This window comes from Kitasatospora sp. NPDC087314, assembly GCF_044744365.1.
GTDB lineage: Bacteria > Actinomycetota > Actinomycetes > Streptomycetales > Streptomycetaceae > Kitasatospora.
This window is the reverse complement of sequence record NZ_JBIUYE010000015.1, coordinates 207,595-232,553: the sequence shown is the minus strand read 5'-3', so window position 1 is coordinate 232,553 and position 24,959 is coordinate 207,595. Positions and strand designations below refer to the sequence as shown.

The following is a 24,959-nucleotide window of genomic DNA, read 5'->3' as shown; positions in this document are numbered from 1 at the left end:
AGGACGATCGCCCGCTTCCGCCGCCGCAGGTGTACAGCTCGGGTGCGAACGGCTGGGACCTGGTGCTGCTCAACTTCTCCGACTCGCCGCAGGCCCCGCCGAAGCAGATCCCCGAGCAGCGCGCCGGGGATGGGGCGGCGGCCGGGGCGGAGGGCGCGAAGGCCGCCGGGCCGGCGGGGGCGGCGCCCCCGGGGAAGGGCAGAAAGCAGCGGAAGGCCAAGGCGCAGGCGGCCGCCGCCGGGAAGGCCAAGGCGCAGCCGTCCGCCCCGGCCGCCCAGGCGGGTGCGGGCGCCGGTACGGGTGCGGGCGCCGGAGCCGGTGCCCGCAGGCCGTCCCTGCTGGTCCTGCTCTCCTGTGCCCTGCTGGTCGGCGGCGCCGCGATGAGCTTCTTCCCGGCCATGCTGATCGGCTGGGGCCTCGGCTATCTTTCCCGCCAACTCTCCGACCTGATGCGCAAGTTCGCCATCCTCGGGGTCCCGCTGATCACGATGAGCGCGGCCACCCTGCACGCCATGCAGGCCAAGCCGGGCGCCCAGGGCGGCGCCGGCGTGCAGGCCGGCGCGCAGCTGACCCAGATCAGCTGGTCGGCGGCCCCGGGCGTGCTGCGCCTGTCGGCGGTGCTGTCGGCCGTGGTCCTGCTGCTGCTGAGCCTGCGCCGCCAGCCGCCGCCGAAGGGCTGAGGCCCGGGCGGCGGCAGGCAGCGGCCGAAGGCCGGCCTACCGCTCCGCGCTCGGCTCACCGCCCGGGATGAGGGCGGCGAAGCCGGTGCAGAGCAGGCGGATGCTCTGCGCGTACTTCTCGTCCTGGTCGAGTCTGGGGATCAACCCGCCCATGATCAGCGGGAACTGGGTGCACAGCTCGGCGTAGAGCTCGGCGGAGACCGCCGGCGTCGGCGGCTGGTTCTGTTCCTGGAGCACGAAGCCGGTGGCGTGGCTGAGCAGGGTGTCGGCGGCGGTGCCGCAGTGGGCGGCGGGCAGACCGGCGTCGAGGAGGGTGCGCAGGAGGCGTTCCATCAGGGAGAGGCCGCCGGGGCTGAGGACTCCGGGGCTCTCGGCGAGCAGCAGGGCTCCGCCGGGGTGCTGGCGGATGCTGTGGCGCAGGGTGGCGGCCTGGACGTCGATCCGGTCCTGCCAGGTGGCGGTGGGTGGGAGGGCGGCGAGGGCTTCGGTGCCGGCGTCGTAGGCCTGGCGGCAGACCCGGTCGGCCATCAGCGTGAGCAGCTCGTCCTTGCCGCGCACGTGGTAGTACAGGCTGCCGGCGTGGGCGTCGAGGCGGTCAGCGACCTGGCGCATGGACAGGTTGTGGTACCCGACCTGGGCGAACACGGCCATGCCCGCGTCCACGATGCGCTCCTTGGTGAGCTTCATGGCCACCACCGTACAACGTTTTCCAACACCGTTCGAAAACTGTGCTAGCTTTGCTTCGCCGGGTTTTCGAACGGCGTTGGAATACTCGGATGGGGGAGGGGCAGTCATGGGGGCGATCCTGTTCAACGTGACCACGGCCGCGCTGATGGTCATGATGGTCAACTGCGGGCTCGGCGTGGTCGGCCGGGACACCCTGCGCGGGCGGCCGATCCCGTGGGCGGCCGTCGCGCTGACCGCGATCGCCGTCGGCGGCGTCCTGCTCCAGCTGCTCTGGTCCGGCGCGATGGACGCGCTCGACGCCGACCCCGCCAAGTCCGGCTGGTGGCGCGAGTTCACCTCGGTGTTCATGCAGAACGGCGGCCTCGGCGGCGGCCTGTGGAACCTCGCCACCCTCGCGGCCGTCGCCGCGCTCGCCCAGTGGTACTGGGGCGGCCCGCTCACCCTCGGCTTCTTCCTCGCCGGCATCCTGCTGCCGGGCCGGATCGACAGCCTGCTGGGCTTCGGCGACGGCCCCAGCACCGACCCCCGCAACTTCGCCGGCAGCTCCGGCGCCACCTACTTCCTCGGCGCCACCCTGGCCATCGCCTTCCTCACCCGCACCCGCCTCCCCAAGGAGCTCGCCCTGGCGATCGGCGTCCCGGTGCTGGGCCTGGCCATGTGGCTCACCCAGGACAACGGCCACGGCCTGGTGGCGGTGTACGGCTTCGCCCTCGGTGCGGTGGCCTGGGCGGCCCGCCGCCGGCTGACCCGTCCGGCGGCCGAGCAGACGGCCTGACGGCTCGACGGCCTGACACCGCTCACCGTAGGTGCCCCGGCCCCGGGCGCCGCCACGACCTGGACGACCAGGCGGTGGCGGCGCCCGGGGCCGTTTCGCATGAGACGACGGCATCGCCCGGCGCCCGGCGCCCGGCGCCCGTGCGGGACAAACCCTCGGCGCCGCAGTGTCGTTGGCGCGGTGTGTACTGGTTCCCGACCCGCCCGCGACCCGGAGGTGCCGATGGCCCGCCTGTACGTCCGTCCCGGCCTCGACCCCGACGAGCCGGACGCGCCCGTGGCCGTCCTGCTGGTCGACCCGGACGGCACCCCCGGGGAGCGCGCCATGGAGCGGCTCGGCGCGTACTGCTACGAGGGCGACGGGGTGTTCTACCTGGTGCAGACCGACGGTTGGGCCGAGCACGCACGCCAGGGCGGCCGGCTGGCGGTCGACATCGCCGTCTACCCGGCCGCGCTGAAGGCGGTGGACGTCGACCCGGCCGACTTCCCACTCCGCTCGACCGTCGACCCACGGGCCGTCCTGGTCCTGCACGCCGAGACGACCGTCGACCCGGAGTCGGACGTCCAACTCTCCGAGGGCACGGCCGTCTTCACCTGCGCACGGCCCGGTGCCACGCTCGACGACGTCCTCGCCTCGTCGGAGGACTGGCCGATCGTCCTCGCGCCGCCGCCCGAGGAGCTCCAGGAGGACGACCCGGAGGACGACCCGGACGACGAGTGAGAGCGCGGCGCGAGGCCTCAGGGCTCCAGGCGGCGCGGCGCCGCGAGGATCCGGCGGTCAGGGCCGGTCGGCCGGCCGGCTCCCGCGCGTGACGCTGCCCTCGAAGGTGTAGCGCCTGAGGCCCAGGGGCTCGATGCCAGGCGTGTTCCGGACGCGGTCCCAGGCCGGACCGCGGCCGATGCTGCCGCCCCCGGCCGCCACGGACTCGCGGTGGGACTCCTCGTCCACCCACTCCGCGTAGTTGAGGATCCGGGTGCCGTCCGTGCTGATGTGGAAGTGGCCGGAGATCCCGCCGGGGTGAAGCCGCTCGCCGCTCTCCTCCAGCGCGTCGAAGACGGTGTCGACCCAGGCGCGGGCCCGGTCGGGTCCGTCCGCCCCGATGCTGACGGCGACGATGCACCCGGGCGCCCGGTGCTCGCCGCCGCCGATGCCGCCGCTGCGGTACAGCCGGTAGCGGACCAGCCCGGGACGCTCGATGCCGGGCAGTTCGTCGTCGATCGCCCGGACCAGGCCCGGACGGTGGGCGCGGGCGAACTCCAGGTGGGCTTCGTCGGAGGTCCACTGCGCGTAGAAGAGCACGCTGTCGCCGTCGGTGCCGGCGTACGCGTTGAGCGACAGGAAGGCCTCCGGCACCGGCAGGTTCCGCCAGGCGTCGAGGGTGGCCCTGATGACGGCCCGCTGGCGCTCGGGCGTACCGACCAGCCACTCGCTGACCAGGATCGTGCCGGCGTCGGGTCGGGTGAGCTCGGGGTAGGTGCTCGTCGAAGAGGTCATCTGCTCACTGTGATTCCTCGAGCGAACTTGAGGTCAAGGCCCTTGGGGCGGCGGCGCTCCCGGCGGACGTGGGTCGGCGCGCTGAGGGCGGCTTTCGGCCAGCCCAACCGTCTCTCCTGAGACATCGGGAGCGGGAAGTCGGATTCGCCGACCTCCCACTCCTAACATGGTGAACCCACCGACGCCGCAGGCGCGTTCGAGGAGTTACAGCGCAAGTTGCAGCCGATCGGAAGACCTAAGGGGCCACGCCATGGGCATCGCACGTCGTGATCTTCTCAAGTTCGGAGTCGGCGGCGCGGCTGCCGTCGGGGGCCTGCTCGGCCTGCCGTCCACCGGCTGGGCGGCCGCAGGCTCCGCGACCACCCCGCGCGGGCTGCCGACGGACAGTTGGATGAGCTACCTGGACGCGAACCAGTCCCTGCTCAACCTCACCATCCCGGGCACCCACGACTCGTGCTGCGAGAACCCCGCGTACGGCACCGAGTGGTCGCACACACAGAACTGGGGCATCCCGCAGCAGTTGCAGCAGGGCGCCCGCTTCCTCGACATCCGGTGCAACGGCCTGCAGGGAGCGCCCAACGAGCTCGGGATCTACCACGCCGACAACTACCAGTACATCCGGCTCCAGGACGTGCTCGACCAGTGCCGGTCCTTCCTCCAGGCGCATCCCGCCGAGACCGTCGTCATGCGCCTCAGGAACGAGCGCGCCGGCGGTCAGGCGCTCGACGACGTGGAGTTCCAGCGGCGGATCAACTACTACCTGAACGACCTCGGCTACCGGAGCCTGTTCCACTTCTACGGCTGGCCCACGGTGGGCGCGGCCCGGGGGAAGATCGTCCTGCTCGCCGACTTCGCCAACCCGTGGGGCCTGATCAACTGGTCCAGCGGCCAGAACGACTACTTCGACACGCAGGACGCCTGGGAGATCGGAGGAAGTGACCCCCTGGGTGCGAAGGGGAAGCTCATCGTCGCCCAGTTCGACAAGGCCTTCCTCAACCCGAACTACGCGAAGATGTTCGTGAACTTCCTCAGCTACGCCGGCGGGTACTGGCCCAAGACCAGCTCGCAGTCCCTCATGGACAACTCCATCTACCCGTACCTGAACGCCCGCACCCAGCAGCGCGCCAGGTTCGGCATCGTCCCGATGGACTTCCCGGACTTCCACGTGAACGTGCTGCAGATGCTCATCGACAAGAACTTCGTCTAGGCCCTCGGCCCGTACCGGCGCTCCGGCCGCAGCCCCTCCGTGCGGAGGCCCGCCCGACGAGGACGCCTGACCGCACAAGCCGAGGAGGGCCGTCACCGCCCCTGGCGATCACGGCCCTCCTGCTCCCTGCGAACGCATAAGACCGACCGGCACATGGTGGGCGTCGCGACGCCGCCCACCATGTGCCGGTCGGTCCAAGCCTGCTCAGCGGCCGAACCCCGCCAGCAGCCCGCGCGGGTCGAAGGTCACCCGGATCCGAGCGATCTTCCCGTTCTCCACGTGCATCCAGTTCGCCGTCGGCGCCGGCGGCGCGATGCTGGTGCACAGGTCGAACCAGGTGATCACCTCGTCGCCCTCGGCGACCCGGACCTTCACCTCGATCCTCTCCAGCACCTGCCCGAGCCCCTTCAGCCCGGCCAGCGCCTCCTCCACCCCCGAGGCCGTACCCATGGCCCCGACGAAGTCGACGTCCTCGGCCAGCAGCCCCCGCATGGTCTCGAAGTCGCCCGCCTCCCAGGCCTTGAAGTACGTCTCGGCAATCTCACGCGCGGTGTTCGTCGTCATGCCTCCATCCTCCCGGCGACCTCTCCCATCCGTCTAACACATAGATCGGATGCCAGCTATCATCCTGAGCTATGGAGATGCACCAGCTGCGCTACTTCGCCGCCGTCGTCGACGAGGGCTCCTTCACCGCCGCCGCAGCCCGGCTGCACGTCAGCCAGTCCGGCATCAGCACCCAGGTCGCCAAGCTCGAACGGGAGTTGGGCCAGCAGCTCCTCGACCGCTCCGGCCGCCGCGTCCAGCTCACCCCCGCCGGCGAGGCCATCCTGCCGCTCGCCAAGGACGCCCTCGCCACCCTCGAAGCCATCCAGCACACCGCCGCCGAGTTCGCCGACGCCGTCCGTGGCCGCGTCCGGCTCGGCATGATCATGGGCTGCTCGATCCCGCCCTTCCTCGACGTCGTCGCCGACCTCGGCCGCACGCACCCCGGCATCGAGCTGAGCCTGCACGAGGGCGATTCCGACCTCCTCCAGTCGCAGATCGTCTCGGGTTCCCTCGACCTGGCCCTGATCGGCTTCACCGGCGAGCCCGGCCCCGGCCTGGACGTCACGCTCGTCGTCGACGAGCCGATCGCCGCCGTCGTCCCCGCCGGACACCCCCTCGACCGGCCGTCGCTCCAGCTCGCCGACCTCCGCTCGTCGAAGATCCTCTGTCTCTCCCCGGGCACCGGCATCCGCGCCGCCTACGACCGCTCCTGCCTCCAACTCGGCCTCGACCCGCGCGTGGACATCGACGCCAGCTCCCCGGCCACCCTCCTCCGCCTCGCCGAACGCGGCGCGGGCGTCGCCGTCCTCAGCCCGTCCTCCGCCGCCGGGGAGGGCCTGCGGGCCGTCCCGATCAGCGACGCGCCCGCCCGCGCCCGCCTCGGCCTGGTCGCCCGCCCCGACCAGCACTCGCCCGCCGTACGCCTGCTCCGCTCACGCCTGCGGACGTCCCTGCTCGGCGCCCGCTGACCGCTCAGCCGCCCCAGCGCGGATCGCGCCCCGAGGCGGCCAGCGCACGGTCCAACGCGGGTGCGCCCTCCGGTACCGCCACCGCCTCGGCGAAGCCCCCGTACCGGCGGTACAGCTCGGCGTTCTCCTCGACGATCGCCAGCACCAGCAGGGCGAGCTCCTCGTCGACGTCGATCCGCCCGCCGACCGCCCGGGCGACGTCCCAGCCGTGCAGCACGAGCTCCGCGATCAGCATCCGGGCGATGCCCACCGCCGGGACCGGGGAGCCGCCGAGGTCGACGTCCCCCTCCCAGGCGGCCGGGTCGGCCCAGGCCGCGACCGCCCGGTCCAGCTGCGCCGCGTAGTCGGCGGCCCAGCCGGGGTCGGCGGCGAAGTCGTGGTCGACCAGCTCCTCGGGCAGTTCGGTGCGGCGGGCCCGGCGCTCCAGGCCGTGCGAGGTGTAGAGCACCCAGTGGTTGACCAGCGCGCGGGTGTCGAACTCCGGGCAGGGCGTCGGACCGTCCAGCGGCCTTTCCGCCGGAACAGCGTCGGCGACGCGGGCGGCGGCCGTCGTGGCGCGGAGCAGGAAGGGCAGCATCGGGTGATCGTTCATGCCCCGATCCTGCGCCGGGCGCCGTCACCCGGTCTTGAACAAACGCGACGGCCCGCGCCCTAACCTGGCCGTATGGACTCTCCCGACCTCGGCCGCGGCGTGCTCCACCCCGCCCGCGCGGCGGAGGTCATCACCGTCGACCGGCTCGAACCCGCGCCCGCCGTGGCGCGCTTCGTCGAGTTCTACTGGCTGGTCCGCTGGGACCGGCGCGGCCTCCCCCCGCACGAGCAGAAGGTGCTCGCCCACCCGAACGTCCACCTGGTCTTCGAGGCCCCGCAGGCCCGCGTCCACGGGGTCGACCGCTCGCTCTTCGTCCGCCGCCTGGAGGGTGCGGGGTTCGCGCTGGGCGTGAAGTTCCGGCCGGGCGCGTTCCGCCCCTTCGCCGGGCACCCGGTGGCCGCGATCGCCGACCGGGCGGTGCCCGCCGCCGAGTACTTCGGCCCCGGGGCGGACCGGCTCAACGAGCAGCTGCACCGCTCACCCGAGGGCCCCGCCGCCCGCGTGGACGCCTTCCTGCTGCCCCGGCTGCCCGCGCCCGATCCGCTCGCGGAGGAGGTCGCCGCCATGGTGGAGCGCATCACCGGCACCCCCGACCTGTGCCGGGTCGACGACCTGGCCCGGGAGCTGGGCCTGACCGTCCGCCGGCTCCAGCGACTGTTCGCCGAGTACGTCGGCGCCTCCCCGAAGTGGGTGCTGCGCCGCGCCCGGCTCCACGAGGCCGCCGAACGCGCCGACACCGGAGGCGGGTTGGACCTGGCCGCGCTCGCCGCCGAACTCGGCTACGCGGACCAGGCCCACCTCACCCGCGACTTCACGGCCGCCGTCGGCACCTCCCCGGCCCGCTACGCCGGCGCCGCGCGCCGGGTCAGGCCCGCGGTCACGCCCCCAGGAAGCGCTGCAGTTCGTCCAGCATGAAGTTGGCACCCGTGTACCCGATCCCCTGGAACCACAGCTGGTCGTCCACCGGGAACGCCCGGTGCGCCCTGACCGCCCCCAGTGCCTGCCAGCCCGGGCTCGCCAGCGCCGCGTCGGTGCCGGCCCGGCCGGGGTCGCCGTAGGTGGCGTACAGCAGCAGGTCGCCGTCCGCCTTCGCGATCTGGTCCAGCGGGATCTCGACGTCGGACTGGTCGACGTTCTGCGCGTCCGGCCGCCCCACCTGGGCGTCCGACAGCACGATCCCGGGGAAGCTCTGCTTGCCGAACATCCGGATCCCGCCGCCCTCCACGAACCGCACCAGGCTGACCTTCCGGCCCGACAGCTTCGCCGCCGACAGCGCCTGCGCCACCTGGTTGGCGTGCTTCTGGTACGCGCCGAGGAAGGCCACCCCCGCGTCCACCCGGCTCAGGGCCTGGGCGTGCAGCTGGAAGTTCGCCTTCCACGGCGCCCCGCTGGTCTGGGCGAGCACGGTCGGCGCGATCGCCCGCAGCTGGTCGTAGCGGTCGCCGTCGCGCGTCTGGTTGGAGAGGATCAGATCCGGCCGCAGCGCCCGGACCGAGGCCAGGTCCGGCGCGCCGGCCTGGCCGACCCTGCTGATCCCGACCACCCGGGAGGCCGGCCAGTACTCCGGGAACCGGGTGTCGAGGGCCGGGAGCGCGGCGCCGATCGGGGTGATGCCGAGGGTCAGTGCCGAGTCCAGCACGTCCGTGTCCAGGACGATCACCCGCAGCGGCGCGCCCGGCACCAGCACCGGCCCGACGGCCGTGTTCACCGTGACCGGCGGCGCCGGGGTGGGCGAGGCGGAGGCGCCCAGGCCGTCCGCGGTCGACGGCTCCGGCCCGCGCGTCGTACAGGCCGTGAGCGCGGCCCCGCCGAGACCGGCGAGGAACGAACGGCGGGCGATCCGGTGCATCGGCGGTCCTCAGGCGATGAGGCTTCAGGGGTTCGTCGATTATGTCCGGTTTGGTGACGGAATCGCCGTCAGGCGTCCACGACCGCCGCCCACGGAGCGCCCGGAACGACCAACGGCGTGCCCGTCACCGGATCCGGCACCACCACCGACTCCAGCCCGAACACCTCCCGCACCAGCTCCGCCGTCACGACCTCCTCCGGCGGGCCCTGCGCCACCACCCGGCCGTCCCGCATGGCCACCAGGTGGTCCGCGTACCGCGCCGCCTGGTTGAGGTCGTGCAGCACCGCCACCACCGTCCGGCCGCGCTCGACGTTCAGCCGCCGGACCAGGTCCAGCACCTCCACCTGGTGCGCGATGTCCAGGTACGTGGTCGGCTCGTCCAGCAGCAGGATGTCGGTGCCCTGCGCCAGCGCCATCGCGATCCACGCGCGCTGGCGCTGGCCGCCCGACAGCTCGTCCATGCTGCGCTCGGCCAGCTCCGCCGTGGACGTCCGCTCCAGCGCCTCCGCGACGGCCTTCTCGTCCTCCGGTGACCACTGCTGCCACCAGCTCTGGTGCGGCTGGCGGCCCCGCGAGACCAGGTCCGCCACCGAGATGCCCTCCGGGGCCGTCGGCGACTGCGGCAGCAGGCCCAGCCGCTGGGCGATCCGCTTCGTCGGGATCCGCGCCAGCTCCTCGCCGTCCAGCAGCACCGCGCCCCGGACCGGCTTCAGCAGGCGGCCCAGCGCCCGCTGCAGCGTCGACTTGCCGCAGGCGTTCGGGCCGACGATCACCGTCACCCGCCCGTCCGGGATGCCGACGTCCAGGCCCTCGACGACCGTGCGCGCCTCGTACGCCAGGGTGAGGCCCCGGGCCTCCAGCCGGTGTGCGGACATCAGGAACCTCCACGACGGGAACGAATCAGCAGCCACATCAAGTACGGCGCGCCGACCAGGCCGGTCACCACGCCCACCGGCAGCTCGGTCGGCGCCAGCAGCCGCCGGGCGATCAGATCGGCCAGCACGACCACCAGCGCGCCCGTCAACGCCGAGCAGAACAACGGGACCTGCGCCGAGCGGGCCAGCCGCAGCGCGATCTGCGGGGCCATCAGCGCCACGAAGTCCACCGGCCCGGCGGCGCCCGCCGCGCACGAGGCCAGCACGATGCCCAGCAGCGCCATGCCCAGCCGGATCCGGTCCAGCCGCAGGCCCAGGCCGACGGCCGTCGCGTCGTCGAAGGAGATCGAGCGCTGCGCCCGCGCCGCCCACAGGACGACGGGCACGGCGGCCAGCAGCACCCAGGCCAGCCAGCCGGCCTGGTCGTAGCCGGCGCCGTTCAGGCTGCCCGTCATCCAGACCTTCGCGGCCTGCGCCTGGAAGCCGTCGCCCTTGGTCAGGAACACCGAGGTGAGCGAGGACAGGGCCACGCTGATCCCGATCCCGATCAGCACGAAGCGCTGCGCGTGCAGGCCGCGCCGCCACGCCAGCGCGTACACCAGCAGCCCGGCCACCAGCCCGCCCGCCACCGCCGCGGACGGCGCCTGACCGGTCGAGCCGACCACGCCGTACGCCGTCAGGCCGACGACGGTGGCGGTCGCGCCCCAGGTCACGCCCACCACGTCGGGGCTGGCCAGCGGATTGCGGGCGACGGTCTGGATCAGCGCGCCGGCCAGCCCCAGCGCCGTGCCGACCAGCAGGCCCACGACCACCCGGGGCAGCCGGAACTCGCCGACCACCAGCTCGTGCGGACTGGGCTGCCCCAGCACCACCTTCACCACCTCGACCGGCGACACGGCCGACTCGCCCAGGCACAGCGAGGCGACGACCGTTCCGGCCAGCACGACCAGCAGGCCCAGCGCCACCGCGGCCGACCGGCGGTGCAGCAGTACGGACGCCCGCCCGGCCCGCAGCACGGTGTACCCGCGCAGGGAGACGGCGCCCCGCTCGACGACGAGCTCACTCATGCCGCGACCACCTTCCGGCGGCGGACCAGGGCGACCAGCACCGGGACGCCGACCAGCGCGGTCATCACGCCCGCCGGGACCTCCGAGGGCGGGAAGAGGACCCGCCCCAGGGTGTCGGCGAGCAGCAGCAGGGCCGGGCCGAGGACGGCGGAGAAGGCGAGGATCCAGCGGTGGTCCGCCCCCGCGACGGCCCGCGCCGCGTGCGGGACGGCGAGGCCGACGAAGGCGATCGGCCCGGCGGCCGCGACGGCCGAGCCGGTCAGCACCGTCGCGCCGAGCGCGCCGACGGCCCGGACCAGGCCGGTCCTGGCGCCGAGGCCCTTGGCGGTGTCCTCGCCGAGCGCGAGCGCGTCCAGGCCGCGCGCCACCGCGACCACCGACACCGTGCCGACCGCGAGGAACGGCAGCAGCTGCCAGGCCACGTCCGAGGTCCGGCCGGAGAGCGAGCCGACGTGCCAGAAGCGGAACTGGTCCATGGTGGCCGCGTCGGTCGTCAGCACCAGGGTGTTGAGCGAGGCGATGAACGCGGACATCGCCGAGCCGGCCAGCGCCAGCTTGATCGGCGTGGCCCCGCCCCGGCCGCGCCCGGCGAGGCCGTACACGAGCACGGTGGCGATCACGGCGCCCACGAAGCCGAACCAGACGTAGCCGGTCAGGGTGGAGACGCCGAAGCCGGAGATCGCGACGACCACGCCGGCCGCCGCGCCCTGCGAGACGCCGAGGATGCCGGGGTCGGCGATCGGGTTGCGGGTGAGGCCCTGCATGACGGCGCCGGCCAGGCCGAGGGCCGCGCCGACGGCCAGGCCGACGACGGTGCGCGGCACCCGCAGCTCGCGGACGACGACGGCGTTGGCGCCGTCGCCGCCGTGCAGCAGGGCGTTCAGGGTGTCGCCGAAGGGGATGGTGCGGCTGCCGACCGCCAGGCTCAGCAGCACCGCGACGGCCAGCACGGCCAGTGCGGCGGCGAGCCACGCTATTCGGTGGCGCGGTGTCCGTCTCGCGCCGGGCGGCGCGGTGGTGTCGGTCATGAGCCCTCTCCGCAGACAACTCAGGTCAACCTAAGTTCCCGCCGGAAGCCGGGGCAAATTGCCCCGGTGCCCGTACCGCTCGTTGGATAACCTGGCGGTATGCCCGCGACCTCCCCCGCCCCGCTCACCGTCGGCTTCGACCTCGACATGACGCTGCTGGACACCCGGCCGGGTATCCGCGCCACCTACCTGGCGCTCTCGGCCGAGACCGGCGCCCACATCGACGTCGACCTGGTCGTGACCCGGCTCGGCCCGCCGCTGCTGGACGAGATCCGCAACTGGTTCCCGGAGGACGAGGTGGAGCGGGTCGCCACCCGCTACCGCGAGCTCTACCGCGACCACGCCTTCGCCCCGACCGTCCCCCTCCCCGGCGCGCACGACGCCATCGAGGCCGTCCGCAGCCACGGCGGCCGGGTCGCGGTGATCACCGGCAAGTACGAGCCGAACGCCCGCCTCCACCTGGAGCACGCCGGGCTGCACGCGGACGCGCTGGTCGGCGACCTGTGGGCGGAGACCAAGGGCGACGCGCTGCGCGAGCACGGCGCGAGCGTCTACGTCGGCGACCACCTCGGCGACGTCCGGGGCGCCCGGCACGCGGACGCCGTCGCCGTGGGCGTGGCCACCGGCCCGTACGGCGCGGACGAGCTGCGCGCGGCCGGGGCCGACGTGGTGCTCGCGGACCTCACCGAGTTCCCGGCCTGGCTCGCCGCCCACCTGGCGGGCTGAGCCCGGGGCCGATCCGGGCGCACTGCCAGACGGGCGCCCAACGCCGCGGGCTGATCCGGCAAGATCGACCGGACAGGCCCTAGCTAGGGCTGGGACTCCACCCGGCGGCGCTGGGCCCGGGCGTTGCGCAGCAGCCCGACCAGCGCGGCCAGGAAGCCCGCCGGCATCAGCATGCTCAGCCAGTACGCGGCCGTCGGCAGCGGCGTCAGGTGCAGGAACAGCGGGACGAAGGTCACCAGGGTGGCGAGCGCGCCCAGACCGAAGACGACCGTTCCGGCCTTGACGTACACGTCGCCGGGATCGGCGCTCTGGCTGCTCACGACTGCTCGCTCCTCGGGGCTGTCCGGCGGTCCCCCCAGTCTGGCAGAGCGGCCGCCGGGCCCCGTCACCGGAGCGGTTCGGTCACGTTGCGCAGTTTCTCGGAAGCTGAACGTTTTGATCCCTGCTGGGCGGGGGTATGCAGGGGGTGCCGAGGGGTGCGACAGGTGCGCCCCGTGTCCTCAGATCCGGGGGTGTGAGCCGATGGACCGCGCCGAGTCGCGTCCCGGTCGTGCCAGTACCGGGTCGCTCCGGACCGCGAGAACGCCGCGCCCGTACCGCCCCCAACGGGCCCTGGAACGCGGATCTTTCGCGGAACGCGGATGAGGCAGTGACGGACCGTTAGTCTGCTCCTGACAGCGTGCTGACCATGAGCGCCCGCGGGCGCCGAGCCGAGGTCGGCCGCCTTTCCCACCACCCAGTGATCCCCGGCCAGGGCCGGGATCCCTCACACCCATTCGAGGACTGTTCGAGATGCCCACCGGCCAGGTCAAGTGGTTCAACGAGACGAAGGGCTTCGGCTTCCTGTCGCGCGACGACGGCGGCGACGTCTTCGTCCACACCAAGGCGCTGCCCGCCGGTGTCACCGTGCTGAAGCCGGGCCAGCGGGTCGAGTTCGGCGTGGTCGCCGGCCACCGCGGCGACCAGGCGATGGCCGTGCAGCTGCTGGACGCACTGCCGTCGGTGGCCGCCGCCCAGCGCAAGAGCGCCGACGACATGGCGCCGATCGTCCAGGACCTGATCACCACGCTGGACGCGGTGCTGCCGGGCCTCCAGCACGGCCGCTACCCGGCCAAGGCGACCGGTCAGAAGCTGGCCGGCCTGCTGCGCGCGGTGGCCGACCAGTTCGACATCTGAGGTCCGGAAGGGTCCGGAAGGGTCTAGAAGTCGAGCGCACCCGGGTCGAGCGGGGGCACCAGCCCCTCCGCGGCGGCCCGGGTGAGCAGCGCGCGGACGGCCGCGTAGCCCTCCTCGCCGAGGTCCGCGGTGAACTCGTTCACGTACAGGCCGATGTGCTGGTCCGCGACGGCGGGGTCCATCTCCTGGGCGTGCGCCAGCACGTACTCCCGGCTGGCCGCGGGGTCCGCCCAGGCCTGCCGGACGGAGGCGCGGACGGCGTCGGTCAGCGCGCGCAGCCGCTCGGCGCCGAGCGAACGCCGGGCGACGATCGCGCCGAGCGGGATCGGCAGGCCGGTCTCGCGCTCCCAGGCCTCGCCCATGTCGGCCAGGCTGTGCAGGCCGTACTGCCGGTAGGTGAACCGGGCCTCGTGGATCACCAGGCCGGCGTCCACCCGGCCGTCCCGCACGGCGGGCATGATCTCGTGGAACGGCAGCACGACGATCTCGCCGAAGCCGCCCGGCACCGCCTTCGCCGCCCAGAGCCGGAACAGCAGGTAGGCGGTGGAGCGCTCGGACGGCACCGCGACCGTCTTGCCGGTGAGGTCCGCGGGGGCCTCCGTGCCGGGCCGGGTGAGCACCAGCGGGCCGCAGCCGCGCCCGAGCGCGCCGCCGCAGGGCAGCAGGGTGTACTCGTCCAGGACCCAGGGCAGCGCGCCGTAGCTGACCTTCAGGACGTCCAGCTCGCCGCGCTCGGCCAGGCCGTTGGTGACGTCGATGTCCGCGAAGGTCACCTCGGGGGCGCCCGCCCCGGGCACCAGGCCGTGCGCCCAGGCGTGGAAGACGAAGGTGTCGTTCGGGCAGGGCGAGTACGCGATGCTCAGCCGTTCAGCCACGGCCGGCCTCCTCGATCAGTTCGGGGACGGGCAGCGCGGCGAAGGCCCGCGCCAGGGCGGTCAGTGCCTCGCCGATCCGCCAGGCGGCCCGGTCGCGCGGGCCCACCGGGTTGGAGACGGTCCGCAGTTCCAGCACCGGCACGCCGTACCGGGCGGCGGCCTCGGCCACGCCGAAGCCCTCCATCGCCTCGGCCAGCGCGCCCGGGTGGCGGGCGGCCAGCGCGGCGGCCCGCTCGGCGCTGCCGGTGACGGTGGAGACGGTCAGCACCGGGCCGGTGACGGCCCCCACGGCCTCGGCGGCCAGGGCGACGGCGGCCGGGGGAGGGGTGTGCCGGACGGTGCCGAAGCCCAGCTCGGTGACGTCGGCGAAGCCCTCCGGGGTCTCGGCGCCGAGGTCGGCGGTGACGATCGCGTCGGCCAGCACGGTGGCGCCGACCGGGGCGTGCGGGGCGAACCCGCCGGCGATCCCGGCCGAGACGACCAGGCCGTAGCGCTCCCCCCGGGCCCCCGACGCGCCGAGCGCGGCGGAGGTGGCGGCCGCCGCGGCGGCCGGGCCGACCCCGCCCGCCAGGACGTCCACCGGGACGTGCTCGGCGCGGTGCAGCCCACCGCCGGGCAGCGGCAGCACGGCGGCCGGGCCCGGCAGGCCGCGCAGGACCGCCTCGGCCTCGGCGGGCACCGCGACGACGACGAGCAGCCGGGCCCGGTCGGGGCCCGACTGCTCGTTCCGCCCGGCGGAGACGGCGTGCGCGGTCATCGCAGGACCGTCAGTTGTCCTGGGTGTTCAGCTGGAAGTACCAGACGGCGACCGGGTTGTCCGAGTTCTTGTCGCCCTCGACCACGGTGAGCAGGGTCTTGCCGGAGGCGTTCAGCAGCTTGCTCGCCGACTGGGAGCCGGAGTAGCTCGGGCCCTTGGCGTAGGAGAACAGGCTGTAGCGCCCGCCCTGCCCCTGCGAGCCGCCGTTGGTGAAGGCCCACCAGCCCTTGTCGGCCACGTTCGGGCTGACGCCGACGCCGACCTGGTCGCTCACCACGACGTCCGAGGTCGGCAGGGTGCCGTCCTTGAGGGCCTGGGTGGCCTTGTCCTGGCACTCCTGCTGCAGGTCCTCGGTGATCGGGCTGCCGCCGTTGAAGCACAGCGGGTCCGCGACGATCGAGGAGTTGCCGACCGTGAGGGTCGCCCGGTGGGAGCTGTGCTCGGTCTGGCCGCTCGCGATGGCGACGGACGTGCCGACCGTGGCGACACCGACCACGACGACGGCGCCGAGGGCGGCGATGGCACGGGTATTGAGGCTCATGCGTCAGAATCTACCGGGCTTCGCCGATCACGCTACGCGGGGGTCGGCCACCGCGTGTTGCCCGTCGCCCGCTCACGCCACCCGGGGCGCCGCCGTGCGCCGCCGCCAACCCACCCGGAACAGCGTGCGGACCGTCCACAGCAGCATCAGGCCCACCACCGCGGCGGCCACCGACAGCCCCAGCACCCCGTTCAGCGGCAGCAGGATGCCGACCGCGCCGCCGGCCACCCAGGACAGCTGGAGCAGCGTCTCGGAGCGGGCGAACGCCGACGTCCGCACCGCCTCCGGGACGTCCCGCTGGATCAGCGCGTCCAGCGCCAGCTTGCCCAGCGAGGCCGCCACCCCGGCCACGCCCGCGACCAGAACCACCGTCACCACGCCGTACCAGAGCGCCGCGGCCGCCGTCACGCCCGTCGCCAGCAGCAGCATCGCGGTGACCGTCGCCTCCGGGCCCCGGGTGCGCAGCCAGGAGCCCAGCACCGAACCCAGCGCGTTGCCCGTCCCCGCCGCCAGCGCCACCAGGCCCAGCGCCAGCGTCGGCCGCAGGCCCCCGATCGGCTCGTCCCGCAGCAGGAACGCCAGGAACATCACCAGGAAGCCGACCAGCCAGCGCAGCGCCGACATCGCCCGCAGCGCCAGGATCACCGACGGGCCGACCGTGCGCAGCGAGGCCTTCGGCACCTTGGCGCCCTCCAGCGCCGGCCCGCCGGACACCTCGGCGTGCAGGACGGCCCGCTGCTCGCCCTTCGCGGAGTCCACCGCGTGCGGCAGGTGGAAGGCCATCAGGGTGCCGATCACGAAGACCAGGAACGCGCCGCGCAGCGGCCAGCCAGGCCCGATCAGGTGCAGCAGGCCGCCCACCCCGGCCGCCACCCCGGTGGCCAGCAGCCCGGCCAGGGTGACCCGCGAGTTCGCCTTCACCAGCGACAGCCGGCTCGGCAGCAGCCGCGGCACCACCACGCTGCGCACCACCCCGTACGCCTTGGACGCCACCAGCACGCCCAGCGCCTCCGGGTAGAGCGCCAGGCCGCCGCCCGAGATCACCCCGGCCATCGTCCAGGCCAGCACCGCCCGGGCCAGCATCGACATCGCCATCGCCGCCCGGCGACCGTGCGGCAGGCGGTCCAGCAGCGGGCCGATGACCGGGGCCAGGAGGGCGAACGGGGCCATCGTGATCAGCAGGTAGAGCGACACCCGGCCGCGGGCCTCGCCGGTGGGCACGGAGAAGAAGATGGTCGAGGCCAGCGCGATGGTGATCAGCATGTCGCCGAAGGAGTTCAGCGCGTGCAGCTCGATCAGCTTCGCCAGGCCGGACTCGCCCGCGCCCTCCGCGGAGGTGGCCCTGCGGATCCGGCGGCCGGTGCCGTGCACCACCCGGCCGGTCCGGGCGCCGGCGGCGGAGGCGGTGCGGACCAGGAGGTTGCGGCTCGGCTCGGAGGGCTCCTCGGCGAGGTCCTCGTCGCCCTCGGCCAGGAGGCCGGGCCCGGGGCCGGCTTTCATGAGGCTCACCGCGGAGGCGGGCGGCCCGGGATCGCCCACCGGCTGCGGTTCGCCCGCAGCGGGGACCGGAGACTGCTGTCGCGGCGCGGCATCCGCCTCGTCGGGGCTGCCGGCCTGCGAGGGGCGCAGTGCGTGCTGCGACGGGTTCTCGTCCGCCACATGCCCATCCTGCCCCAGAATCGCCACAGTGACGCGGGATTCGACCCCGCTCGGCGCGGCCCTGGAACGGCCGCTGCCGCCCCGGACTGTGCCGGGGCGCCGACCGGCGGGTAGCCTGCCCGGAGACCGCGCGCCGAGCGCCGGGGCGCCGGGCAGGCCCGGACGAGCGGCGCGGCCGGTATCCGCGACGGCCCCCGGTCGCGCAGAATGGACAAGGGACTACCGATCCGCGACGGAACAGGCAACACGCCGTGGGCGACAGAAGAACTGGGAGAGAATCGACGCCGTGAGTGCTGCGATGCGAAGCCGTACCCCTGATCGGCTCTGTGCCGAGGCCGTCGAACTCGCCCGGCAAGCGGCCGAGGAGGCCGTCGGGCCGGAGACCGTCGGTCCACATCTCGGTGCCCAGGCGGACGCCGACCGCGTCGTCACCCACACCTTCGAGTGCCTGGACGCCGCCTACCGCGGCTGGCACTGGGCGGTCACCGTCGCCCGCGCCCCGCGCGCCAAGAACGTCACCCTCGACGAGGTCGTCCTGCTGCCCGGCCCCGACGCCGTCCTCGCCCCCGAGTGGGTGCCGTGGAGCGAGCGGCTGCGCCCCGGCGACATGGGCCCCGGCGACCTGCTGCCCACCGGCGCCGACGACGAGCGCCTGGAGCCCGGCTGGAGCGGCGACGACGAGCCCGCCCCGAACTCCGCGGTCGCCCTCGCCGCCGAGGAGGACGTGGTCGTCTCCGACCCGGGCGTCCAGCCCGCCCCGGCCCGCGCCCAGATCAACGCCGTCGCCGAGGAACTCGGCATGGGCCGCAGCCGGGTGCTCTCCAGGCTCGGCCTGCACCTGGCCGCCGACCGCTGGGAGAAGGCCCACGGCCCGCAGACCCCGATGGCGCAGGCCGCGCCCGCCGCGTGCGGCAGCTGCGGCTTCCTGATCCCGATCGGCGGCTCGCTCGGGCAGGCCTTCGGCGTGTGCGGCAACGAGTTCGGCCCGGCGGACGGGCAGATCGTCTCCTTCGCGTACGGCTGCGGGGGGCACTCCGAGGCGGCCGTCATCCCGGCCCCGCCGGCGCCGTCCGAGCTGATCCTGGACGAGCTGGTGGTCGAGCCGCTGCAGCTGCACCCCGACCGCACCTCCGGCTCGGTCGAGCCGGACGCCCCGGCCGAGGAGCTCGGCCACTCCTGATCGTTCAGGCCCGCGGCCCGCTCCACCGAACCGGTGGGGCGGGCCGCGGCGTTCGTGCAGACGGACCCCAGGACGGGGGCGCGGTCCGGAGCAGCGGTCGGGGCGGGGGAGAATGCCCACCGTACGAAGTACAGGGCGGCGGAAGGCGGCAGGTCCAGTGGAACCTCGGATCATCGGCAGCGGCACGGACGAGCACCTCGCGGACCCCTTCGGGAGCGCCGCGCTGCGCCGGCGGGTGCTCGACGCCTGGGCCGCCTCGCCGGCCCGGTTCCGGGAGGACGCCAACGCCGAGGAGGAACTCGCGCTCGGCGGCTACCGCGACCGCCTGGTCGTCGAGTTGGCGCAGAACGCGGCCGACGCGGCGGTCCGGGCCGGCCACGGGCCCGGGCGGCTGCGGCTCACCCTCGCCGACGGCGTCCTCGCCGCCGCCAACACCGGCGCCCCGTTGGACGCGGCCGCCGTCGAGTCGCTGTCCACCCTGCGCGCCTCCTCCAAGCGCGGTGAGACGCCCGCCGTCGGCCGGTTCGGCGTCGGCTTCGCCGCCGTCCTCGCCGTCACCGACGAGCCCGCCGTGCTCGGCGCCGCCGGCGGGGTGCGCTGGTCACTCGGCGAGGCCCGCTCGCTGGCCGCCGCGCAGCCCGCGCTGGCCGAGGAACTGCGCCGCCGGGACGGCCACGTGCCGCTGCTGCGGCTGCCGTTCGCCGCCGAGGGCCCGGCCCCCGCCGGCTACGACACGGTGGTCGTGCTGCCGCTGCGGGACGCCGCCGCCGAGGACCTGACCCGCCGTCTGCTGGCCGGCATCGACGACGCGCTGCTGCTCACCCTGCCCGGCCTCGCCGAGGTCGTGGTGGAGACCCCGGAGGGCACCCGGACGCTCACCCGCGCCGCCGCCGAGCCCCGCCCGGACGGCGTCACCGAGGTCGCCGTCACCGACGACGCGGACGGGCATCCGCGGCGGACCGTCTGGCAGACCGCGGGTGCCACCGGCACCCTGGACGCCGACCTGCTCGCCGACCGCCCCACCGAGGAGCGCGCCCGCCCGTACTGGACCGTCACCTGGGCCGTCCCGGTCGCCGCCGACGGCGCCCCGCAGCCGCCCGGCATCGCCCCCGTGCTGCACGCGCCCACCCCCAGCGACGAGCCGATCGGGCTGCCCGCGCTGCTCATCGCCTCCTACCCGCTGGACTCCACCCGCCGGCACGTCGCCCCCGGCGCGCTCGCCGACTTCCTCACCGAGCGCGCCGCCGACAGCTACGCCGACCTGCTGCGGGCCCGCGGCGCCGACCTCGGCTCGCTCGGGCTCGTCCCCGGACCGCTCGGCCAGGGCGCGCTCGACAACGCCCTGCGCGCGGCCGTGCTCTCCCGGCTGCCCGGCACGCCGTTCCTGCCGCACCCGGCGCCGGTCGAGGAGGGCACGCCCGCGCTGCGGCCCCGGGACGCCACCCTGCTGGAGGGCGCCGACGGCTCGGTGGTCGAGGCGCTCGCGCCGATCTTCCCCGGGCTGCTGCCGGCCGGCCTGGAACGCCGCACCGAGTTGCGGGTGCTGAACGTGCGCCGGGTGCCGCTGGCCGAGGTCGTCGACCAGCTCGGCGGCCTCGACCGCGAACCCGCCTGGTGGCGCAACCTGTACGCGGCGCTCGGCGCCGCCGACCCGGAGGCGCTCGGCGCGCTGCCCGTCCCGCTCGCCGACGGCCGGACCGTCACCGGGCCCCGGCGCGTCCTGCTGCCCTCCGCGGACGCCGACTGGGCGGCCTTCCCCGGCTACCCCGAGTCGCTGGCCGACGCGCTCGCCGCCCTCGACCTGCGGCTCGCCCACCCCGAGGCCGCCCACCCGCTGCTCGCCAAGCTCGGCGCCGGCACCGCCACCCCGGCCGGGGTGCTCGACACCCCCGAGGCGCGGGCCGCCGTCGCCCGCTCCTACGAGGTGGCCGAGGACGACCCGGACGCCGCGCTCGAACTGGCCGATGCCGTCCTGGCGTTGGTCAAGGCCGCCGCCCCGGCCGTCGGCGAGCACCCGTGGCTGGCCCGGCTGGCCCTGCTCGACGACGAGGGCGAGCCCGCCCGCGCCGGCGAACTCCTGCTCCCCGGCAGCCCGCTCGCGGCCCTCGCCCGCGAGGAGGACGCCGGCTGGGTGGACGACGAACTGCTGGAGCGCTGGGGCCCCGACGTGCTCACCGCGGTCGGCGTGCTCGCCGACTTCGTCCTCGTCCGCGCCGAGGACGTGGTGCTCGACCCGGACGACCTGGAACGGCTCGACCCCACCGCGCCCGCCGACCGCGCGGCCGGCGGCCTCCCCACCGGCCTGCTCGACGAGGCGCCCGACGGCCTCGCCGAATGGGCCGAGGACGCGCTCGAAACCCTGCACGCCGACGACGTTTCGGGCGTCCCGCCGGTGGCCGCCGAACTGCTGGCCGTCCGCGACCTCGACCTGGTCGACGACGACGCCTGGCCGGAGGCGCTGGCCGCGCTCGCCCGCCCGCCGTACCGGGACGCCGTGGTCAACCCCGTCCGCACCCTGCTGCCGGACGGCTCCTACGCCGACCTGCCGCCGTACACCGCCTGGTGGCTGCGCGACCACCCGGTGCTGGACGGCCGCGAGCCCGCCGGGCTGCGCGCCGCCGGGGCCGACCCGCTGCTGCGCGGCCTCTACGACGAGGCCCGGACGACCCTGGACGAGCAGTTCCTGCACGCGCTCGGGGTGCGCACCACGCTGGCCGCGCTGCTCGCCGAACCGCACGGCCCGGACGAGGTGCTGGACCGGCTCACCGACCCGGCCTCCGAGATCGGCCACCGCCAACTGCACGGCGTCCACAGCGCGTTGGCCCGGGTCGAGATCGAGCGGATCGAACCGCTCGACGTGGTGCGGGCGCTGCCGCCGCTCGACCCGGACACCGGCCGCCGGCCGGCCCACACGGTGATCGTCGACGCCACCGAGGCGGTCGTCGCCGACGCCCCCGACCTGGTCCAGCTGTTGCACCCGTACCCGCTGCTGCCGGTCGCCCCGGCGCTCGCCGCCGACCTCGCCGAGCGGCTGCACGTCTCGCTCGCCAGCGAGGTGGCCGGCGGGCGGGTGCTCTCCGAGGGCGTGCTGCACCGGGTCCCCGCGGTGGTCAGGGAACTGCTGCCCGGTTGCCCGGTCGCCTACGAGGAGCACGAGGAGCTGCTCGTGGTCGGTCCGGACGGCGGCGAGGCCGCGGTGGACTGGCGGTGGGACGTCGAGGCGGACGCCCCGGAGGCGCCCTACGACCCGGACGCGGCCGAAGCCGCCGACGAGGACGACGAGTTCGAGCTCCCGCCGGTGCCCGGGCTGCTGCACGCCGCCACCCCGGAGGGCCTGGCGGCCGGGCTCGCCTGGTCGGTCGGGCAGTGGCACCGGCGGTTCGAGGTGCTGGCCGCGCTCAGCGAGCCGGACCGGGCGTACGAGCTGTCCGCGGCGCGGGACTTCGAGGGCTGAGCCCTCAGCGGTCCCGCCCACGGCGCTTGAGCCGCAGGTAGACGCCGACGGTGGTGGCCAGCCAGACGGCCGCCACCAGGGCCTTCAGGGCCGTCGGCGTCCGCGGCAGCGCCGGGGCGGTCATCCCGTCGGCGTTCATCAGCCAGCGGCCGCCCACCAGGGCCAGGACCGTCAGCCCGGCCGCCAGCAGGCCGGTCAGGAAGGCGGCGAACGCCTCCACCTGTCCGGTCTCGCGCTCGGCTTCCCCACCCGTGCGGGCCATGTCGGCACCCCCTCTCGGGATCCATCATCCAGCCTGCGGGCCGGGGGTGCCAGGGCCTCACTCCATCCCGCGGCGCTTCATGAAGCGCCAGGCGACCTCCAGGGCCAGACCGCAGATCACCGCGATGCCGACGCCGACCCAGGGATCGCGGATGCCGACCAGGCGGAGCTGGAAGAAGTCCGACAGCCAGGGCACCAGCAGGACCAGGGCGAAGGCGCCGCCCATGGTGCCGATCAGCAGCAGGCGCCACCAGTTGTACGGGCGGGCGACGATGGCGAGCACCCAGATGGCGATCAGGAAGAGCGTCAGGGTGGCCACGCTGGTGTCGGCCTTGAGGTCGGTGACGTGGTCGGCGCGGGCCAGTGCGTAGGCCACGAACGTCCCCGTGCCGGCGATGACGCCGCCCGGGACGGCGAGCCGCAGGACGCGCTTCACGAAGCCGGTGCGGGCCCGCTCGTTGTTGGGGGCGAGGGCGAGGAAGAAGGCCGGCACGCCGATGGTGAGGGTGGAGAGCACGGTGGAGTGCCGGGGCAGGAACGGGTACGGCGAGTGGGTGAAGATCACCAGCAGCGCGAGCAGAACCGAGTAGACCGTCTTCACCAGGAACAGCCCGGCGACCCGTTCGATGTTGCCGATCACCCGGCGGCCCTCGGCGACCACCGAGGGCAGGGTGGCGAAGGAGTCGTTCAGCAGCACGATCTGGGCGACCGCCTTGGTGGCGTCGCTGCCGGTGCCCATCGCCACGCCGATGTCGGCGTCCTTGAGCGCGAGCACGTCGTTGACACCGTCGCCGGTCATCGCCACGGTGTGCCCGCGGGACTGCAGGGCGGCGACCAGCTGGCGCTTCTGCTGCGGGGTGACCCGGCCGAAGACGGTGGTCCGCTCGGCCGTGTCGGCGAGGGCGTCCGGTTCGGCGGGCAGGGTCCGGGCGTCCAGCGGGTGGTCGGCGCCGGGCAGGCCGAGGTGGCCGGCGACCGCGCCGACCGAGACCGCGGCGTCGCCGGAGATGACCTTGGCCTGCACCTGCTGGCCCTCGAAGTAGCGCAGGGTCTCGGCGGCGTCGTGGCGCAGCCGCTGCTGGAGCACCACCAGGGCGAGCGGGGTGAGCCCGGCCGCCGGGTCGGGGGAGTCCAGCGGGACGGGAGTGCGGCCGAGTAGCAGCACCCGCAGGCCCTTGGCGCCCAGCTCGTCGACCTCGGCGAGCGCCGGGTGCCCGGCCGGCAGCAGCACGTCGGGGGCGCCGAGCAGCCAGCTGGCCTCGCCGCCCTGCGGCTCCAGCAGCTGCACGCCGCTCCACTTGCGGGCGGAGGAGAAGGGCATCGCCTCGATCACCCGCCAGCCGTTGCCGCCGGCGCCGCCCCGGGGGCTGCTCCCGTCGCCGGTGGAGCCGTCGCCCGGGGAGCCGTCGCCGTACGCGGCGATGACGGCCTGCATGGAGGGGTTGGGGCGGGCGTCGGCGCCGGCCATCACGCCGAGCGCGTGCCTGATGGTGTCCGGGGTGACGGCGCCGGGCTCACCGTCGGACAGGACGCGCAGGTCGACGACGTCCATGCCGCCCTCGGTGAGGGTGCCGGTCTTGTCCAGGCAGACGGTGTCGACCCGGGCCAGGCCCTCGATCGCCGGGAGCTCCTGGACCAGGCACTGCTTGCGGCCCAGCCGGATCACGCCGATCGCGAAGGCGACCGAGGTCAGCAGGACCAGCCCCTCGGGGACCATCGGCACGATGCCGGCCACCATGCGGCGCACGGCCTCGCGCCAGTCGCGGCCCTCGACGGCCAGCTGGCTGATGATCAGGCCGAGGGCGGTGGGGATCAGCAGGTAGGTGATGAAGCGCAGGATGCTGTTGATGCCGCTGCGCAGTTCCGACTTCACCAGGGTGAACCGGCTGGCCTCCTCGGCGAGCTGCGCCGCGTACGCCTCGCGGCCGACCCTGGTGGCGGTGAACGCGCCCGCGCCGGCCACCACGAAGCTGCCGGACATCACCTGGTCGCCGGGCTGCTTGAGGACGGGGTCGGGCTCGCCGGTGAGCAGCGACTCGTCGATCTCCAGGCCGTCCGCCTCGGTGACCTCGCCGTCGACGATCACCTTGTCGCCGATGCCGAGCAGCACCGTGTCGTCCAGCACGATCTCGGCGACGGCGATCGCCTCGACGCTGCCGTCCCGGCGGACCTGCGGCCGGGCCTCGCCGATCAGGGCCAGGCTGTCCAGGGTCTTCTTGGCGCGCAGCTCCTGGATGATGCCGATCGCGGTGTTGGCGACGATGACCAGGCCGAACAGGCCGTCCTGGATCGGGCCGACGATCAGGATGATCCCGAACATCACGCCGATGATCGCGTTGAAGCGGGTGAAGACGTTGGCCCGGACGATCTCCTTGGCGGAGCGGCTGGACCGTACCGGGACGTCGTTGACCTGCCCGTTCGCGACCCGCTCGGCCACCTCGGCGGCGGTCAGTCCGCCGCGTCGGCCGGGCAGCAGCCCGAGGGGGTGCGCACCGTCGGGGCGGTCGCCGTTGCCGGGCTGCTCTTCCGCGGGGTGGGCAGGCTGCGTCATGGCACCGACTC

The 24,959-nt window shown here is 74.6% G+C and carries 25 protein-coding genes; 10 read left to right on the top strand and 15 right to left on the bottom strand.

All coding sequences use genetic code 11. The annotated features are described in order from the left end of the window. Positions 1-29 precede the first annotated feature (29 nt). Entirely contained in the window at positions 30-680 is a 651-nt protein-coding gene (locus tag ACIO5E_RS30570) for a hypothetical protein (protein WP_400674042.1), read from the top strand. A 36-nt stretch (positions 681-716) separates the two neighbouring features. On the opposite strand, the gene ACIO5E_RS30565 is transcribed toward ACIO5E_RS30570, so the two are convergent. Next, positions 717-1,367 carry a TetR/AcrR family transcriptional regulator gene (locus ACIO5E_RS30565; RefSeq protein ID WP_400674040.1) on the bottom strand — a complete coding sequence of 217 codons (651 nt, stop codon included), beginning with the start codon at positions 1,365-1,367 and terminating at the stop codon, positions 717-719. Positions 1,368-1,473: 106 nt separating this feature from the next. On the opposite strand from ACIO5E_RS30565, the gene ACIO5E_RS30560 reads away from it, so the two are divergent. Beyond that, positions 1,474-2,142 (top strand): hypothetical protein, encoded by a 669-nt coding sequence (locus tag ACIO5E_RS30560; RefSeq protein ID WP_400674038.1) that lies wholly within the window; start codon positions 1,474-1,476, stop codon positions 2,140-2,142. Between the two features lie 222 nt (positions 2,143-2,364). Next, complete coding sequence (locus tag ACIO5E_RS30555) at positions 2,365-2,862, top strand: hypothetical protein (RefSeq protein WP_400674036.1); 498 nt, start codon at positions 2,365-2,367, stop codon at positions 2,860-2,862. 57 nt (positions 2,863-2,919) lie between these two features. Here ACIO5E_RS30555 and ACIO5E_RS30550 read toward each other — a convergent pair whose 3' ends face one another. Beyond that, the gene (locus ACIO5E_RS30550; protein ID WP_400674034.1) at positions 2,920-3,636 is read right to left on the bottom strand and encodes an antibiotic biosynthesis monooxygenase; all 717 of its coding nucleotides are present in this window, start codon (positions 3,634-3,636) and stop codon (positions 2,920-2,922) included. Positions 3,637-3,886: 250 nt separating this feature from the next. Here ACIO5E_RS30550 and ACIO5E_RS30545 point away from each other — a divergent pair, with 250 nt between their 5' ends. After that, positions 3,887-4,843, top strand: a complete 957-nt coding sequence (locus tag ACIO5E_RS30545; RefSeq protein ID WP_400674031.1) for a phosphatidylinositol-specific phospholipase C — start codon at positions 3,887-3,889, stop codon at positions 4,841-4,843. A 204-nt stretch (positions 4,844-5,047) separates the two neighbouring features. Here the strand turns inward: ACIO5E_RS30545 and ACIO5E_RS30540 are convergent, their stop codons facing one another. Next, positions 5,048-5,407, bottom strand: a complete 360-nt coding sequence (locus ACIO5E_RS30540; RefSeq protein WP_400674028.1) for a nuclear transport factor 2 family protein — start codon at positions 5,405-5,407, stop codon at positions 5,048-5,050. Between the two features lie 71 nt (positions 5,408-5,478). Here ACIO5E_RS30540 and ACIO5E_RS30535 point away from each other — a divergent pair, with 71 nt between their 5' ends. Further along, positions 5,479-6,357, top strand: coding sequence for a LysR family transcriptional regulator (locus ACIO5E_RS30535; RefSeq protein ID WP_400674026.1), 879 nt, complete (start codon positions 5,479-5,481; stop codon positions 6,355-6,357). A 4-nt stretch (positions 6,358-6,361) separates the two neighbouring features. Here the strand turns inward: ACIO5E_RS30535 and ACIO5E_RS30530 are convergent, their stop codons facing one another. Continuing rightward, entirely contained in the window at positions 6,362-6,949 is a 588-nt protein-coding gene (locus ACIO5E_RS30530; RefSeq protein WP_400674023.1) for a TIGR03086 family metal-binding protein, read from the bottom strand. A 72-nt stretch (positions 6,950-7,021) separates the two neighbouring features. Between ACIO5E_RS30530 and ACIO5E_RS30525 the strand changes: the two genes are divergently transcribed. After that, positions 7,022-7,864: a DUF6597 domain-containing transcriptional factor gene (locus tag ACIO5E_RS30525; protein WP_400674021.1), complete on the top strand. Its 843-nt coding sequence runs from the start codon at positions 7,022-7,024 to the stop codon at positions 7,862-7,864. Here ACIO5E_RS30525 and ACIO5E_RS30520 read toward each other — a convergent pair. From ACIO5E_RS30520 to ACIO5E_RS30505, 4 genes are all read right to left on the bottom strand, one after another. Then, positions 7,827-8,798 (bottom strand): ABC transporter substrate-binding protein, encoded by a 972-nt coding sequence (locus ACIO5E_RS30520; protein WP_400674018.1) that lies wholly within the window; start codon positions 8,796-8,798, stop codon positions 7,827-7,829. The genes ACIO5E_RS30525 and ACIO5E_RS30520 overlap by 38 nt on opposite strands. A 68-nt stretch (positions 8,799-8,866) precedes the next feature. Then, positions 8,867-9,673, bottom strand: a complete 807-nt coding sequence (locus tag ACIO5E_RS30515) for an ABC transporter ATP-binding protein (RefSeq protein ID WP_400674015.1) — start codon at positions 9,671-9,673, stop codon at positions 8,867-8,869. Further along, a complete protein-coding gene (locus ACIO5E_RS30510; RefSeq protein ID WP_400674013.1) occupies positions 9,673-10,740 on the bottom strand; it encodes a FecCD family ABC transporter permease in 1,068 nt (355 codons plus the stop codon). Before ACIO5E_RS30510 ends, ACIO5E_RS30515 begins: the two co-directional genes overlap by 1 nt. After that, complete coding sequence (locus ACIO5E_RS30505; RefSeq protein ID WP_400674011.1) at positions 10,737-11,768, bottom strand: FecCD family ABC transporter permease; 1,032 nt, start codon at positions 11,766-11,768, stop codon at positions 10,737-10,739. The genes ACIO5E_RS30510 and ACIO5E_RS30505 overlap by 4 nt, the downstream gene beginning before the upstream one ends. A 99-nt stretch (positions 11,769-11,867) precedes the next feature. On the opposite strand from ACIO5E_RS30505, the gene ACIO5E_RS30500 reads away from it, so the two are divergent. After that, the gene (locus ACIO5E_RS30500; protein WP_400674008.1) at positions 11,868-12,494 is read left to right on the top strand and encodes an HAD family hydrolase; all 627 of its coding nucleotides are present in this window, start codon (positions 11,868-11,870) and stop codon (positions 12,492-12,494) included. Between the two features lie 83 nt (positions 12,495-12,577). Here the strand turns inward: ACIO5E_RS30500 and ACIO5E_RS30495 are convergent, their stop codons facing one another. Beyond that, positions 12,578-12,814, bottom strand: a complete 237-nt coding sequence (locus ACIO5E_RS30495) for a hypothetical protein (RefSeq protein ID WP_400674006.1) — start codon at positions 12,812-12,814, stop codon at positions 12,578-12,580. 472 nt (positions 12,815-13,286) lie between these two features. Here ACIO5E_RS30495 and ACIO5E_RS30490 point away from each other — a divergent pair, with 472 nt between their 5' ends. Next, positions 13,287-13,670: a cold-shock protein gene (locus ACIO5E_RS30490; protein WP_280678754.1), complete on the top strand. Its 384-nt coding sequence runs from the start codon at positions 13,287-13,289 to the stop codon at positions 13,668-13,670. A 23-nt stretch (positions 13,671-13,693) separates the two neighbouring features. Here ACIO5E_RS30490 and ACIO5E_RS30485 read toward each other — a convergent pair whose 3' ends face one another. The 4 genes from ACIO5E_RS30485 to ACIO5E_RS30470 all read right to left on the bottom strand — a co-directional run bounded on the left by ACIO5E_RS30485 (position 13,694) and on the right by ACIO5E_RS30470 (position 17,343). After that, positions 13,694-14,545, bottom strand: coding sequence for a 1,4-dihydroxy-6-naphthoate synthase (locus ACIO5E_RS30485; protein ID WP_400674003.1), 852 nt, complete (start codon positions 14,543-14,545; stop codon positions 13,694-13,696). Continuing rightward, positions 14,538-15,302, bottom strand: coding sequence for a futalosine hydrolase (locus ACIO5E_RS30480; protein WP_400674001.1), 765 nt, complete (start codon positions 15,300-15,302; stop codon positions 14,538-14,540). The genes ACIO5E_RS30485 and ACIO5E_RS30480 overlap by 8 nt, the downstream gene beginning before the upstream one ends. A 10-nt stretch (positions 15,303-15,312) precedes the next feature. Beyond that, positions 15,313-15,843 (bottom strand): hypothetical protein, encoded by a 531-nt coding sequence (locus tag ACIO5E_RS30475; RefSeq protein WP_280678748.1) that lies wholly within the window; start codon positions 15,841-15,843, stop codon positions 15,313-15,315. A gap of 72 nt (positions 15,844-15,915) precedes the next feature. Continuing rightward, a complete protein-coding gene (locus tag ACIO5E_RS30470) occupies positions 15,916-17,343 on the bottom strand; it encodes an MFS transporter (RefSeq protein ID WP_400674118.1) in 1,428 nt (475 codons plus the stop codon). 457 nt (positions 17,344-17,800) lie between these two features. On the opposite strand from ACIO5E_RS30470, the gene ACIO5E_RS30465 reads away from it, so the two are divergent. Together ACIO5E_RS30465 and ACIO5E_RS30460 are read left to right on the top strand one after the other, a co-directional pair. Further along, positions 17,801-18,682, top strand: a complete 882-nt coding sequence (locus ACIO5E_RS30465; RefSeq protein ID WP_400674115.1) for a DUF3027 domain-containing protein — start codon at positions 17,801-17,803, stop codon at positions 18,680-18,682. Between the two features lie 157 nt (positions 18,683-18,839). Further along, on the top strand, positions 18,840-22,136 hold the full coding sequence (locus ACIO5E_RS30460) for a sacsin N-terminal ATP-binding-like domain-containing protein (RefSeq protein WP_400673999.1): 3,297 nt from the start codon (positions 18,840-18,842) through the stop codon (positions 22,134-22,136). Between the two features lie 4 nt (positions 22,137-22,140). On the opposite strand, the gene ACIO5E_RS30455 is transcribed toward ACIO5E_RS30460, so the two are convergent. Both ACIO5E_RS30455 and ACIO5E_RS30450 read right to left on the bottom strand, forming a co-directional pair. Continuing rightward, positions 22,141-22,398 (bottom strand): DUF6332 family protein, encoded by a 258-nt coding sequence (locus ACIO5E_RS30455; RefSeq protein WP_400673996.1) that lies wholly within the window; start codon positions 22,396-22,398, stop codon positions 22,141-22,143. 57 nt (positions 22,399-22,455) lie between these two features. Beyond that, a complete protein-coding gene (locus ACIO5E_RS30450) occupies positions 22,456-24,948 on the bottom strand; it encodes an HAD-IC family P-type ATPase (RefSeq protein ID WP_400673993.1) in 2,493 nt (830 codons plus the stop codon). Positions 24,949-24,959 lie beyond the last annotated feature (11 nt).

Excerpts from the sequence above, each read along its gene's own strand:
- ACIO5E_RS30480 (WP_400674001.1), bottom strand. The coding sequence starts at position 15,302 with ATGACCGCGCACGCCGTCTCCGCCGGGCGGAACGAGCAGTCGGGCCCC.
- ACIO5E_RS30535 (WP_400674026.1), top strand. The coding sequence starts at position 5,479 with ATGGAGATGCACCAGCTGCGCTACTTCGCCGCCGTCGTCGACGAGGGC.
- ACIO5E_RS30510 (WP_400674013.1), bottom strand. The coding sequence starts at position 10,740 with ATGAGTGAGCTCGTCGTCGAGCGGGGCGCCGTCTCCCTGCGCGGGTAC.
- ACIO5E_RS30560 (WP_400674038.1), top strand. The coding sequence starts at position 1,474 with ATGGGGGCGATCCTGTTCAACGTGACCACGGCCGCGCTGATGGTCATG.
- ACIO5E_RS30465 (WP_400674115.1), top strand. The coding sequence starts at position 17,801 with ATGCGAAGCCGTACCCCTGATCGGCTCTGTGCCGAGGCCGTCGAACTC.
- ACIO5E_RS30455 (WP_400673996.1), bottom strand. The coding sequence starts at position 22,398 with ATGGCCCGCACGGGTGGGGAAGCCGAGCGCGAGACCGGACAGGTGGAG.
- ACIO5E_RS30515 (WP_400674015.1), bottom strand. The coding sequence starts at position 9,673 with ATGTCCGCACACCGGCTGGAGGCCCGGGGCCTCACCCTGGCGTACGAG.
- ACIO5E_RS30545 (WP_400674031.1), top strand. The coding sequence starts at position 3,887 with ATGGGCATCGCACGTCGTGATCTTCTCAAGTTCGGAGTCGGCGGCGCG.
- ACIO5E_RS30565 (WP_400674040.1), bottom strand. The coding sequence starts at position 1,367 with ATGAAGCTCACCAAGGAGCGCATCGTGGACGCGGGCATGGCCGTGTTC.
- ACIO5E_RS30470 (WP_400674118.1), bottom strand. The coding sequence starts at position 17,343 with ATGAAAGCCGGCCCCGGGCCCGGCCTCCTGGCCGAGGGCGACGAGGAC.
- ACIO5E_RS30450 (WP_400673993.1), bottom strand. The coding sequence starts at position 24,948 with ATGACGCAGCCTGCCCACCCCGCGGAAGAGCAGCCCGGCAACGGCGAC.
- ACIO5E_RS30500 (WP_400674008.1), top strand. The coding sequence starts at position 11,868 with ATGCCCGCGACCTCCCCCGCCCCGCTCACCGTCGGCTTCGACCTCGAC.
- ACIO5E_RS30520 (WP_400674018.1), bottom strand. The coding sequence starts at position 8,798 with ATGCACCGGATCGCCCGCCGTTCGTTCCTCGCCGGTCTCGGCGGGGCC.
- ACIO5E_RS30530 (WP_400674023.1), bottom strand. The coding sequence starts at position 6,949 with ATGAACGATCACCCGATGCTGCCCTTCCTGCTCCGCGCCACGACGGCC.
- ACIO5E_RS30490 (WP_280678754.1), top strand. The coding sequence starts at position 13,287 with ATGCCCACCGGCCAGGTCAAGTGGTTCAACGAGACGAAGGGCTTCGGC.
- ACIO5E_RS30475 (WP_280678748.1), bottom strand. The coding sequence starts at position 15,843 with ATGAGCCTCAATACCCGTGCCATCGCCGCCCTCGGCGCCGTCGTCGTG.
- ACIO5E_RS30525 (WP_400674021.1), top strand. The coding sequence starts at position 7,022 with ATGGACTCTCCCGACCTCGGCCGCGGCGTGCTCCACCCCGCCCGCGCG.
- ACIO5E_RS30505 (WP_400674011.1), bottom strand. The coding sequence starts at position 11,768 with ATGACCGACACCACCGCGCCGCCCGGCGCGAGACGGACACCGCGCCAC.
- ACIO5E_RS30550 (WP_400674034.1), bottom strand. The coding sequence starts at position 3,636 with ATGACCTCTTCGACGAGCACCTACCCCGAGCTCACCCGACCCGACGCC.
- ACIO5E_RS30555 (WP_400674036.1), top strand. The coding sequence starts at position 2,365 with ATGGCCCGCCTGTACGTCCGTCCCGGCCTCGACCCCGACGAGCCGGAC.
- ACIO5E_RS30540 (WP_400674028.1), bottom strand. The coding sequence starts at position 5,407 with ATGACGACGAACACCGCGCGTGAGATTGCCGAGACGTACTTCAAGGCC.